This window comes from Streptomyces sp. NBC_01116, from assembly GCF_041435495.1.
Classification (GTDB): Bacteria; Actinomycetota; Actinomycetes; order Streptomycetales; family Streptomycetaceae; genus Streptomyces.
Genome location: NZ_CP108644.1, coordinates 8,473,090 through 8,485,371, shown reverse-complemented (window position 1 = coordinate 8,485,371; position 12,282 = coordinate 8,473,090). Strand labels below are relative to the sequence as shown.

The 12,282-nt window shown below is 72.5% G+C and carries 10 protein-coding genes and 1 pseudogene; 5 read left to right on the top strand and 6 right to left on the bottom strand.

Going from position 1 to position 12,282, the window contains the following annotated elements; translation table 11 throughout:
• Position 1: 1 nt before the first annotated feature.
• From OG245_RS36785 to OG245_RS36760, 6 genes and pseudogenes are all read right to left on the bottom strand, one after another.
• Positions 2–769, bottom strand: coding sequence for an urease accessory protein UreD (locus OG245_RS36785; RefSeq protein WP_371627673.1), 768 nt, complete (start codon positions 767–769; stop codon positions 2–4).
• Positions 766–1,515, bottom strand: coding sequence for an urease accessory protein UreG (ureG, locus tag OG245_RS36780; RefSeq protein WP_371627672.1), 750 nt, complete (start codon positions 1,513–1,515; stop codon positions 766–768). Before ureG ends, OG245_RS36785 begins: the two co-directional genes overlap by 4 nt.
• Positions 1,508–2,173 carry an urease accessory protein UreF gene (locus OG245_RS36775; RefSeq protein ID WP_371627671.1) on the bottom strand — a complete coding sequence of 222 codons (666 nt, stop codon included), beginning with the start codon at positions 2,171–2,173 and terminating at the stop codon, positions 1,508–1,510. The genes ureG and OG245_RS36775 overlap by 8 nt, the downstream gene beginning before the upstream one ends.
• Entirely contained in the window at positions 2,173–3,876 is a 1,704-nt protein-coding gene (locus OG245_RS36770; protein WP_371627670.1) for an urease subunit alpha, read from the bottom strand. Before OG245_RS36770 ends, OG245_RS36775 begins: the two co-directional genes overlap by 1 nt.
• 88 nt (positions 3,877–3,964) lie before the next feature.
• Positions 3,965–4,306, bottom strand: a pseudogene (ureB, locus tag OG245_RS36765) (urease subunit beta); the annotation flags it as partial.
• Positions 4,303–4,605 carry an urease subunit gamma gene (locus tag OG245_RS36760; protein WP_371627669.1) on the bottom strand — a complete coding sequence of 101 codons (303 nt, stop codon included), beginning with the start codon at positions 4,603–4,605 and terminating at the stop codon, positions 4,303–4,305. The pseudogene ureB and the gene OG245_RS36760, both read right to left, overlap by 4 nt.
• A gap of 524 nt (positions 4,606–5,129) precedes the next feature.
• Between OG245_RS36760 and OG245_RS36755 the strand changes: the two genes are divergently transcribed.
• The 5 genes from OG245_RS36755 to OG245_RS36735 all read left to right on the top strand — a co-directional run bounded on the left by OG245_RS36755 (position 5,130) and on the right by OG245_RS36735 (position 12,253).
• On the top strand, positions 5,130–6,320 hold the full coding sequence (locus tag OG245_RS36755) for an NAD(P)/FAD-dependent oxidoreductase (RefSeq protein ID WP_371627668.1): 1,191 nt from the start codon (positions 5,130–5,132) through the stop codon (positions 6,318–6,320).
• A gap of 10 nt (positions 6,321–6,330) precedes the next feature.
• The gene (locus OG245_RS36750; RefSeq protein ID WP_371627667.1) at positions 6,331–7,269 is read left to right on the top strand and encodes a sigma-70 family RNA polymerase sigma factor; all 939 of its coding nucleotides are present in this window, start codon (positions 6,331–6,333) and stop codon (positions 7,267–7,269) included.
• Positions 7,270–7,657: 388 nt separating this feature from the next.
• Complete coding sequence (locus OG245_RS36745; protein WP_371627666.1) at positions 7,658–7,936, top strand: DUF3253 domain-containing protein; 279 nt, start codon at positions 7,658–7,660, stop codon at positions 7,934–7,936.
• A 241-nt stretch (positions 7,937–8,177) separates the two neighbouring features.
• Positions 8,178–8,726: a GNAT family N-acetyltransferase gene (locus OG245_RS36740; RefSeq protein ID WP_371627665.1), complete on the top strand. Its 549-nt coding sequence runs from the start codon at positions 8,178–8,180 to the stop codon at positions 8,724–8,726.
• A gap of 182 nt (positions 8,727–8,908) precedes the next feature.
• On the top strand, positions 8,909–12,253 hold the full coding sequence (locus OG245_RS36735) for a S8 family serine peptidase (protein ID WP_371627664.1): 3,345 nt from the start codon (positions 8,909–8,911) through the stop codon (positions 12,251–12,253).
• Positions 12,254–12,282 lie beyond the last annotated feature (29 nt).

Here is a 12,282-nt window from a genome sequence, read left to right as displayed (position 1 = left end):
GTCACTCGCCCGCGTTCCCGGTCCGCCAGTGCTCCCACAGCGCCGACAGCTCCGCTTCCAGCGCCGGAGCCTCGGTGTCCAGCAGTCGCACCTGGGCCCCGGGGCCGGCGAAGTCCGTCCGGTAGGGGTGGGGCGGTCCGGGTGGGCGTGCGCCGAGGGCGGTGACGGAGCCGATGATCCGGTTGGGGCCGAGGACCCCGGGGAGTTCGCGTGTCTCCGGATCGGTCAGGTCGAGGTCCTCGACCAGCAGTTCCCGGTCGTCGTGCACGGCCCGGGTCCTGGCCCGGACGTGGCCGCCGCGTTCACCGGAGCGGCCCAGGACGAGGGTGTCGCGCCACAGCATCCGGGCACCGGGCGCGAGCGCCACCTCCATCGTGCGGTCGACCCACGCTCCGTGCGCGACCACGAACGGCTTCCCGTCCCAGTCCAGCCGGCCTCCCGCGGCGATGTCGATCCTGGCCCGCCACGCCGATCTGCCGCCCCGGTGGTCGTACGCCACCAGACCGGAGGGTTCGACCAGTTCGAGGCGGGCCCCCGGGCCGACCGAGACGTGCAGCCGGAGGTCATCGCCGGCCAGCAGGCCCGCCCGGGTGCCGACGAGGGCGATCCGCAGGCGGTCCTCGCACGGCAGCAGGGGGCGGGGGGCGAGGAACGCGCCGGGAGACAGCTCGCGGGCGAGGTGCCTGCCGGAGGCGTCGCGCTCGACGGCGACGACCGTGGGGTCGTCGGGCTCGGCCGGGTGGACGGCGGGCGCGGGCGGGCCGGTCACGAGCCGTCGTGGCTGTGGCTGTGGGGCGCCATCGGGCCGGGGTCGGTCGGGACGTGGGTGCCGGAGCGGTGGCGTACCAGCACGGCGCGCACCCAGTCGGCCAGGTGGGCGATGGATTCCGGGTCGTGCTTGGACAGCGCGAGGACGGGAAGACCGTCGCGGGCCCGTTCGGCGTCGGCGACCATCGCGGCCACGTCGACCTCCACATGGGGTGCCAGGTCGGTCTTGTTGATGACGAGGAGATCCGCGCCGGTGATGCCTGGGCCGCCCTTGCGGGCGACGTCCCCGCCGCCGGCGACGTCGATGCTGAAGAGCTGTGCGTCGGCGAGGGCGGGGCTGAACGTGGCGGTGAGGTTGTCGCCCCCGCTTTCGATGAGCACCAGGTCCAGAGGCCCGTAGGCCTCCTCCAGGTCCTCGACCGCGTCGAGGTTGGCGCTCACGTCGTCGCGGATCGCGGTGTGGGGGCAGGCTCCGGTCTCGACGGCGCGGATGCGCTCGGTGGGCAGGACGCCGGCCGAGCGGAGGAAGCGGGCGTCCTCGTCGGTGTAGATGTCGTTGGTGACGACGGCCATGGAGAGCTCGCCGGCCAGTTGGCGGCAGAGGGTGGCGAGGATGGAGCTCTTGCCGGTGCCGACGGGGCCGGCGACGCCGATGCGCAGGGCGCGCGGCTGGTTGAGCGGCTGGTGGTAGTGCTCGTTGGGGCCCTGGGCGGGCTGGGCGGGCTGGGCGGATGCGTTGTCAGGCAAGGAAGAGTCTCCGTTCGCGTCGGTCGTGTTCGAGTGCCCACTGCTCGGTGAGCGGTGGTGTTCGGGCGGGGAGTTCGGCGGGGGTGCGTACGGCCAGCGCCTCGCTGACGGTGGCCGCGGCGTCCGCCTCGGCGGCGATGATCCACGCGACCGAGTCGAGGGGGTCGCCGGGCAGCAGCTTGAGCGCGGCGGAGGCGATGGTCTGCAGTTCGTCGTAGACGACGCCGTGGACCAGCGCCTCCTCCCCCACCCCCACGACGGCCCCGAGCGCCCCGAGGGTGACCGGCCGCAGGGGGCGCGGGTGGAGCCGGGTCAGGGCGGTGACCGCGGGATGGTCCGGGGCCAGCCGGCGGGCGAGGCGGTGTACGCCCCGGCCCAGTGCGGCGGACGCCTCGCGCAGCGGCGCCGTCGGCGTCCGGGCGGCGAGCGCCTCCTGCACGGGCGCGTAGTCCACCGGATCGCGCAGGGCCGCCCGCAGGGCGAGTACGGCGGCGGCCGCTTCGGTGACGACGCTGGTGTGCAGGCGGGCCCTGAGCAGGGCGGGAATCTGCGCGCGCGTGAGGCCCGCCGCGACGGCCGGTTCGAGGCCGGCGCTGTAGGTGTGGGCGCCGACCGGGAGCCGCCCGTCGGCGAGGAGGTAGGGGGCGAGCAGCGCCATCAGAACATGCTGTACCGCTGGGCCAGCGGCAGTTCGGCGGCGGGGGCGGGCTCGACGAGCTCCCCGTCGATGCGGATGGCGAAGGTCTCCGGGTCCACGTCGATGTCCGGGAGCGCCGTGTTGTTCGGCAGGTCCGCCTTCGTGAGGTGCCTGGTGGGCCTCACGGCGACCAACTCCCTAACGAGGCCGAGCCGTTCAGCCAGTCCGTCGGCCAGTGCCAGCGGGGAGACGAAGGTGACCGAGAGGTGGGGCGCGGCGTCGGCGGCGGCGGTGGCGCGCAGGAGGACCGGCTGGGTGGTGGGGATCGCCGCGCCCGCGTCGCCCAGGGGCGCGTACACGGCCATGCCGCCCTTGATGACGGCGGCGGGCCGGATCCCGAAGAAGGCGGGATCCCAGAGCACCAGGTCGGCGAGCTTTCCGGGCTCCACGGAGCCGACGACGTGGTCGATGCCGTGGGCGACGGCCGGGCAGATCGTGTACTTGGCGACGTAGCGGCGCGCCCGCTCGTTGTCGGCGGGCAGTTCGCTGCCGCGGTCGCCGAAGCGCTGCTTCATGACGTGGGCGACCTGCCAGGTGCGGCAGACGACCTCGCCGATGCGGCCCATCGCCTGGGCGTCGGAGGAGGTGATGGAGAGTGCGCCGAGGTCGTGCAGCACGTCCTCGGCGGCGATGGTGGTGGCCCGGATCCGGGACTCGGCGAACGCGAGGTCCTCGGGGACCCGGGGGTTGAGGTGGTGGCACACCATCAGCATGTCGAGGTGTTCGGCGACGGTGTTGACGGTGTGCGGGAGCGTCGGGTTGGTGGACGCCGGGAGGATGTTCGGGTGGGAGGCCATGGTGATGATGTCGGGAGCGTGGCCGCCGCCCGCGCCCTCCGCGTGGAAGACGTGGATGCCGCGTCCGGCGATGGCGCCGAGGGTGCCCTCGACGTAGCCGACCTCGTTGAGGCTGTCCGCGTGCAGCGCCACCTGGAGGCCGTAGGCGTCCGCCGCCCGCAGCGCGGCGTCGATCGCGGCCGGGGTGGCGCCCCAGTCCTCGTGGACCTTGTAGCCGCCGGCGCCGCTGAGGGCCGCCTCGCGCAGGGCTTCCTCGCCGACGGTGGAGCCCTTGCCGAACAGCATGACGTTGAGCGGGACGCGGTCCAGGGACCGGTGCATCATGGCGAGGTTCCAGGCGCCGGGGGTGACGGTGGTGGCCTTGGAGCCCTCGGTGGCGCCGGTGCCGCCCCCGATGACGGTGGTGGTGCCGGTGGCGAGCGCCTCGTGGAGGGTCTCGGGCATCAGGAAGTGGACGTGGGTGTCGACGGCTCCGGCCGTGAGGATGCGCCCCTCGCCGGAGATCACGTCGGTGCCGGGGCCGATCACCAGGTCCGGATGGACGCCGTCGCTGATGTCGGGGTTGCCGGAGCGGCCGAGGGCGACGATCCGCCCGTCGCGGACGCCGATGTCGGTCTTGACGACGCCCCAGTGGTCCAGGACGACCGCGTTGGTGATGACCAGGTCGGGCGCACCCTCGGCCCGGGACGCGGTGGCCTGCGCCATCGACTCGCGGATGGACTTGCCGCCCCCGAAGACGGCCTCGTCGCCGCCGAAGCACCGGTCCTCCTCGACCTCGATCCACAGGTCGGTGTCGGCGAGGCGGATCCGGTCCCCGGTGGTGGGGCCGTAGAGCGAGGCGTAGGCGGCGCGGGTCAGCTGGGCCATGTCACAGGTCCTCCGTTCGAAGCGCGGGGGTGAGGGCGGGTTCGGCTTCGGGGGTGGGTGCGGGTTCGGGTGTGGGTGCGGGTTCGGGTGTGGGTGCGGGTTCGGGGGTGGGTGCGGGGTCGGGTTCGAGAGTGCGGGTCTCCGGCAGCACGATGCCGGGAACGCGGCGGCGGCCCCGGAGCTCCACGAGGCTGACGTCGGCGCCGACCCCCGGTTCGAAGCGCAGCGACGTGCCCGAGGGAATATCGAGCCGATAACCCCGAGCGGCGGCCCGGTCGAAAGAAAGTGCCGGATTCGCGTCGGAGAAATGCAGATGTGATCCGACCTGAATGGGCCGGTCTCCGTCGTTCACCACAGTGAGAGGCAATACCGTGCTTTCGGCATTGATGTGCACCACTCCGGAGCCGGTCCGGATCTCGCCCGGGATCACGGGATCGGAGAGGTGATCGTGACGAGCTTGCGCCCGTCCGGGAAGGTCGCCTCGACCTGGACGTCGTGCAGCATCTCGGGGACGCCTTCCAGCACTTCAGCGCGGGTGAGCACCGCCCTGCCCGCCGTCATCAGCTCGCTGACCGAGGCCCCCTCTCGGGCCCGCTCCATCGCCCAGCACGCGAGCAGGGCGACGGTCTCCGGGTAGTTGAGGCGGACGCCGCGGGCACGCCGGTCGCGGGCGATCATTCCGGCAACACTCAGTAGCAATTTCTCCGTGTCGGACGGAGTAAGAAACATGGGAAACCTCCATGGCGGCCTCCCCGGAATTCCCGGCGGCGCCTGAACCACATGCCTCTTATAGCCCTTCTCTTCGCGGCGTGGCAAATCTCTGCGCACGGCAAAAAATCCCTTTTTGTGGTTACGACCCACTACATACGGGCAAAACGTACAAAATTCGGTCGGCTGGCTACCGGACTCAGCGCGTCTCAGCGGTCCGATCGGAAGGTTCCGGTGGTGCCCCCTCGCGCGGTTCTCCCCGGTGCCGCGCGGGGCGTGGTGGTGACCGGACGGCGTCGCCGGTCCGTGCCCCCGGAAGGTCCGGCGTCTCGAAGCGGGGCGGAAGGTCAGGGGTGAGCAGTGCTCGTGTCCGGGTCATCGATCCCACCTGTTCCCTCGCAAGAAGTCCGGTCCCCTCACCAGTGATTCGGAGCCGGACGGCGAAGGGATGGGGCCGCCGGGTGACCCGCCTCACACAGGGCCCCTGTCAGCAATCGGAGCGCGGTCCCGTTCAAGGGGTACGCGAACGAGACAGGAGCCATGACATGAAGCACCGCATCGTCGTCCTCGGCGCCGGCTACGCCGGGGCTTTCGCCGCCGGCAACCTGGCCCGCCGGCTCTCCCCCGCCGACACCGAGATCACCGTCGTCAACGCCGCACCCGACTTCGTCGAGCGGATGCGGCTCCACCAGCTCGCGAGCGGCCAGGATCTCGCGTCCCGCGAGCTCGCGGACGTGTTCGCGGGCACCGGGGTGCGGCTGCGCCTGGCGCGGGTCACCGGCATCGACCCCGAGCACAGGTCCGTCGCCGTGACCGGCGAGGACGGCGACGGTGAAGTCGCCTACGACACCCTTCTCTACGCGCTCGGCAGCTCCGTCGCCCACCATGACGTCCCCGGCGCGGCCGAGTACGCCTTCGACGTGGCCGGCCGGTCCTCGGCGCTGCGCCTGCGCGAGCGCCTGGCCGGCCTGGGCGGGGGCGGCACCGTCGTGGTCGTCGGCGAGGGGCTGACCGGCATCGAGACCGCGACCGAGCTCGCCGAGTCGCGTCCCGGGCTCTCGATCGCGCTCGCGGCCCGCGGCGAGCCGGGCGCCTGGCTCTCCCCGAAGGCGCGCCGTCATCTGCGCGGCGCCTTCGACCGACTCGGCGTCACCGTGCACGAACACACCGCTGTCGCGGCCGTCGGGCCGACACAGGTGATCACCGCCGACGGCAGGTCCGTCCCGGCCGATGTGACCGTGTGGTCGGCCGGGTTCGCCGTGCACCCGATGGCGGCCGCCGCCGGCCTGGAGGTCTCCGGGACCGGCCGGATCGTCGTCGACAGCTCCATGCGTTCGGTCTCCCACCCGGACGTCTACGCCGCGGGCGACAGCGCGTACGCGATCGGCGAGAACGGCCGGCCGCTGCCGATGTCCTGTGCATCGGCCGGTCTCACCAACATGCGGGCGACCGCCGCGATCATCGCGCGCCTGACGGGCGGCGAGGCCCCGGCCACCGGGCTGAAGTACTTCGGCAACCACATCAGCCTCGGACGGCGGGACGCCATCTTCCAGATGGTGGACGGGGACGTCCGGTCGAAGAGCTGGTTCCTGGGCGGCCGAACCGCCGCACGGCTCAAGTCGGGTGTGCTCAAGGGAGCCGATTGGGGCATCGCCCATCCGACCTTCGGCCTGCCGAAGCGCAGGCAGCGGCTTGCCCCCGCGCCCGGCCGGACCGCTACGCGGGCCGCGGCCTAGGCTGTTGCGCATGGACAGCGCTGCCGTCGATCGGTTCGAGGCCGGCCGGAACAGGCTGGCCTCGCTCGCGTACCGTCTGCTCGGTTCGGCGGCCGACGCCGAGGACGCCGTGCAGGACACCTTCCTGCGCTGGCAGGCCGCGGACCGCGAGCGGATCGAGGTACCGGAGGCCTGGCTGACCAAGGTCGCCACCAACCTCTGCCTCGACCGGCTCCGCTCGGCACAGGCGCGTCACGAGCGAACGGCCGGCGCCTGGCTGCCCGAACCGCTTCTCGACGGCGACCCGATGCTCGGTCCTGCCGCCACCTTCGAGCAGCGTGAATCGGTGACTCTGGCCGTGCTGACCCTCCTGGAGCGCCTGTCGCCGGCCGAGCGGGCCGTCTACGTCCTGCGTGAGGCGTTCGCGTACAGCCATGCCGAGATCGCCGCGATCCTCGACATCACCGAGTCGGCGAGCCAGCAGCACGCGCATCGGGCGCGGACGCGGGTCGCGGCCGAGCGCCGACACGGCGGCGCGGCCGACCCCGCGTCCGCGCGCCGGGTCGTCGAGGAGTTCCTCGCCGCCGCCACGTCGGGGCGCACCGATCGGCTGGTGGCGCTGCTCACCGACGACGTGACGGCGGTCTCGGACGGCGCCGGACTGGCCAGGCGGCTGCTGCGGCACAGGTCGCGCGAGCGGGTCGCCTCCTTCGTACGGGCGGGTTTCAAGGCGACTCCGGCGAAGCGGCGGCTGGCCGGCGGCCCGCCGGCGATGCATCTCGCGCGGGTCAACGGCACCCCGGCCGTCGTCGCCGTGGTCGGGGGACGGGTCGTGGGCGCCGTGGCGTTCGAGGTCAGCGACGGCAAGGTCGCGGCCCTGTACGGCATCGCCGCCACGGACCGGCTGGCGCGCCTCGACGAGGCGTGGCAGCACCACGAAACCGACGTACCGGTCATCGACGCGTGGTGACACCCGTGATGACCGGCCGGTGGTGACCCCGCCCGTGGTGGACGGTCACCAGTCGATGTGCGCGCTGATCCACGCGTCGAGCGCGTTCTCGTCAGCGGCGGGCGGCAGTTCGGGAGCGCAGGTGAGAGGAGTGGGGGACAGCTGGAGATGGGTGAGGTAACCGTAGGGGCCGTTGTCGGCCGCCGGGCCGAGGACCAGGGGCCACCGCTGGAACCACGCTCTCGTAACGATCGTAGAACCGAAGATCGTAGAAACGGTACGGGTTCCATCGTCCCCGTGAACACCGAGGTGAACGCGCGACCCGCTGCATACCGTGGTCGCCTGCCGGACCCGGCGAGGCGGTCCCCGGCACCGCGCGCCGCCGACGTGCGGGTGCCACCATGGAGAGGTGCCCGAGGACGAACGACGGACCGGCCGACGCCTGGAACAGGCGATCGTCGACCTGCTGGAGCGGCGTGGCCCGAACGCCACCATCTGCCCCTCCGACGCCGCGCGCGCCGTGTACCGGGGTGACGGCGACGGCTGGCGTTTTCTGATGGAGCCCGCCCGCCAGGCGGCCCGGCGGCTGGTCGGAGCCGGTCGGGTCGAGATCACCCAGGGAGGCCGCCCCGTCGCACCGGACGAGGCCCGGGGCCCGATCCGGATCCGGATGCGCCGCGGCCACTGACGTCCGCGCGCCGACTCATCGCGCGGACCACCTGACGCGCCGACGCGGGCGGCGGCTACATTGCCGCAACCTCGGCGCCCGCTCGCGGAGCGGGCGCGGGAGGAGCCTGCCAGGGCGGGAAGGCCGCGGCAGCGGTTGGGCCGGTGTCACGGGTCCGCTCAACACAGCGCGCACCGAGCCATGGTGGACCACCAGGGCAGATCAGCCCGCCCCTCCGGGCAGGCGCGATAGTTTGCCCGCCATGACCGAACTCGCCTGCGTCGCCTGGCCACCTGACCCGATCGATACGGCGCGGCTCGTGCTCCGTGGGTCCGAGGCCCGGGACCGTGCGGCCTTCATCGAGTTGTTCGCTTCCCCGGAGGTGGGCGCCTACCTCGGCGGCCCCCGTCCGCCCGATGAACTGGAACAGGCTGTTCCGGAGGTTCCGGGACAGCGCCGAGGTGTCTTCGTCGTGGAGCTCGGCGGGGCGATGGTCGGCACGGTCACGCTCGAACGCCGGACCGCCGAGCGTCCGGACGGCCTCGGCCCCGACGGCGACCACGCCGAGCTCGGCTACATGTTCCTGCCCCGGGCGTGGGGGGCCGGATACGCAGCCGAGGCATGCACCGCCGCACTCGGCTGGTTCGCCGCCGCGCGGCCCGGCGAACCGGTGGTGCTCTGCACACGGATCGCCAACGCCCCTTCGATGCGCCTCGCGCGGAAGCTGGGGTTCACCGAGGTCGCACGGTTCGAGGAGTACGGCGCCGAGCAGTGGTTCGGCCGGTGGAGTCCGGGCACGGGGTCCGGTTGATCCCGGGGCCGGGCACCCTCGCGAGCAAGGCGGACCAGGGCGCTCCGCTGTTACACAACGATCATTGAGTGGGTCCGAACGGCCTCGGCATACTTCAGGAATCCGGGGCCGAACGCATATCCGAACGCGCCCCGTGCGGCCGGGCCTTCGCCCGCCCGAACCACTCCTGAGCAGGGGCAATCTTGCGAAAAAGATCAACGAGGGCGTACGCCCTCGTCGCCGCGGCCTCGGTCGCCCTGACGGCGGGCATGACCGCTCCGGCGTCGGGGAAGACCGCCGGCCCGGACACGGCGTCCCCCACCACCGCCAAGGCCTTAGAGGCAGGCGACCGGACCGTCGACACCGTCACCCTGATCACCGGCGACCGGGTCCTCGTGGACGCCAAGGGCCGGATCGGTGGCATCGAGCGGGCCAAGGGCCGGGAGGACATCCCGTTCTTCACCGAACTCCACGACGGCCGCACCCATGTCGTGCCGCGTGACGCCCGGCAGCTGATCGCCGACGGCAGGCTGGACCGGCGGCTGTTCGACATCACCGCACTGGCCAGACCGGAGAGCCTCAAGGCCCACCGGGCCGGGCTCAAGGTGATCGTCGGTTACCGGGGCGCGGCGGCCGGGGCCGCCCGCGCCGAGGTGCGGTCCGCGGACGGCACCACCGTCCGCCGGACCCTGTCGGCCCTCCACGCCGATGCCGTCACCAGTGCCGCGGCCACCGACGACAAGGGCGCGCTGTGGGACGCCCTGACGCGTCAGCGGGAGGACGGTTCGGCGGCCACCGCGTCCGGCATCGCACGGATCTGGCTCGACGGTGTGCGCAAGGCCTCGCTCGACCGCAGCACCGGCCAGATCGGCGCCCCGGCGGCCTGGGCCCGGTCGTTCGACGGCACCGGTGTGAAGATCGCCGTCGTGGACACGGGCATCGACGCCACCCATCCGGACCTGGCGGGCCGGGTGGCCGCGGAGCGCAACTTCAGCGCCTCCCCGGACGCCCAGGACCGTGACGGCCACGGCACGCACGTGGCCTCCACGGCGGCCGGCACGGGAGCGAAGGACGCCCGGTTCAAGGGCGTGGCCCCCGGCGCCCGGCTGATCAACGCGAAGGTGCTCGACGACCGGGGCGTCGGTGACGACTCCGGCATCATCGCGGGGGTCGACTGGGCCGTCGCCCAGGGCGCCGACATCATCAACATGAGCCTGGGCGGCCTCGACACTCCCGGAATCGACCCGCTGGAAGCCCAGGTCAACAAGGTCTCCGCGGAGAAGGGCGTGCTGTTCGCGATAGCCGCGGGCAACAACGGGCCGGACCGGGGCACGGTCGCCTCACCGGGCAGCGCCGACGCGGCCCTGACCGTCGGAGCCGTCGGCGACGACGACCGGATCGCCGACTTCTCCAGCGTCGGTCCCCGTATCGGTGACAAGGCCGTCAAGCCCGACATCACCGCACCGGGCGTGTCGATCACGGCGGCCGCCGCGGCAGGCGTGGCGGGGCAGAACCCGCCCGGATACCAGAGCCTGAACGGCACGTCGATGGCGACTCCGCACGTCGCGGGGGCCGCGGCGATCCTCAAGCAGAAGAACCCCACCTGGACGGGCGCCCGGATCAAGGCCGCCCTGACGGGCTCGGCCAAGGACGGCTCCCACTCGGTCTTCCAGCAGGGCGCGGGCCGGCTCACCGTCGACAGGGCGATCGACCAGACGGTCGTCGCCGAGCCGGTCTCCGTGAACCTGGGCACCCAGTCCTGGCCCCACACCGACGACACCCCCGTCACCAAGAAGGTGACGTACCGCAACGACGGCAGCGCCGACGTGACGCTGGACCTGTCGCTGTCCGCGCCGACCGGCGGGGACGGACAGCCCGCCCCGGCCGGCTTCTTCACCCTCGGGGCGCAGCGGGTCACGGTGCCGGCGGGCGGCACCGCCGCCGTGGACCTGACGGCCGACACCCGCCTCGGCGGTACGGTCGACGGCTCCTACTCGGCCACGGTCGTGGGCACCGGGGGCGGCCAGACCGTGCGCACCGCGGCCGCGGTGGACCGGGAGGTGGAAACGTACGAGGTCACCTTCAAGGCCACCGGACGCGACGGCGCGCCGAGCACCGGCTGGCAGGCCGACCTGAAGGGGCACACCGGCATCGCCTCGGGCCTGCGGTTCTTCCCGGATCTTTCGTCCGGTTCGACGACGGTCCGGCTGCCGCGCGGCACGTACAACCTGTCGGCCGACATGCTGGTCGACCCCGCGGCCCCGGGGAAGGGGGCCGACCTCATCAACAACCCCCGGTTCTCGGTGACCGGCCCGACCACGGTCGAGCTCGACGCCCGGACCACCCGGCCGGTGTCGTTCACGGTGCCGGACGCGACGGCCACGCCGACGCGTGCGGGAATGATGTACCACCTCAACACGCCCGAGACGAACGTCACGCTGTGGAGCGACTTCACCAGCTTCGACAACGTCCGCACCGCGTACCAGGGCTCCCCGGTGACCGGCGACTCCTCCCTCTACCAGCAGTGGTCCGCGCACTGGAAGCAGGGGGCCACCGAGTACAACGCACTCACCGGCACCATGGTCCCGAAACTGGCCACGGGCTACAACAAGACCTACACGACCAAGAACATGGCCCTGGTGAAGGTGCGGATCGGGTCGTCCGCACCCGGGGTCGACGGCATCGTCCAGGCGTACGGCGAACTGGCCCACGGAGGCATCGAGCCGGCCTTCACCGTGCACCCCCTGACGGGGACCCGGAAGGTCTACCTGTCCACGGACGACGACGCCGTCTGGAACATCTCGGCGGGCGTGCTGGGTGAGAAGGACCCGGCGGGCGGCCGGCATATCGAAGCGGCCTACTCCATGGACACGGCACGGCGGTTCGAGCCTGGCACGACGCACACCGAGACCTACCACGCCGGTGTGATGGGGCCGCAGATCAAACCCGGCGATGGGCTCGTGCGCGACGGCGACAACCTCTACGGTTCGCTGGCGCTGGTCAGTGACGGGGCGGGCCATCCCGGATTCGCCAGGTACGCCGGTGCGACCACCACCATCCACCGCGACGGCGTGCTGTACGCGAAGGAGGACGCGGCCATCGACGAGCGGTTCTTCGCGCTGCCGCCGGAGTCCGCCACGTACAAGGTGGCGACCACGATCGACCGGAACCCGGCGGTCTACCGCGCCGGTAGCCGGATCGACGCCTCGTGGACCTTCACCTCGGCCCGCACCGAGACCCCTGCGACGCTGCCGGTCTCCACGGTCCGTTTCCAGCCGCAGCTCGCACTGGACTCCACCGTGGTGGCGGGCGCCAAGCAGACGTTCCCCGTCGTGGTGCAGGGCGCGGCGGCAGGAGTCGGTCTCAAGTCGCTGCGGGTGACCGTGTCGTACGACAACGAGAAGTGGCTGCCCGCCAAGGTCACCGCGGGCAAGATCACCGTGAACGCCCCGGCGAAGGGCAAGGCGATCTCGTTGCGTGCCGTCGTCACCGACACGAGCGACAACGAGTCGGCGGTCACGGTCCACAACGCCTTCTTCGGCAGGTGAGACCCCGCCGGGCGGAACATCGCCCGGGG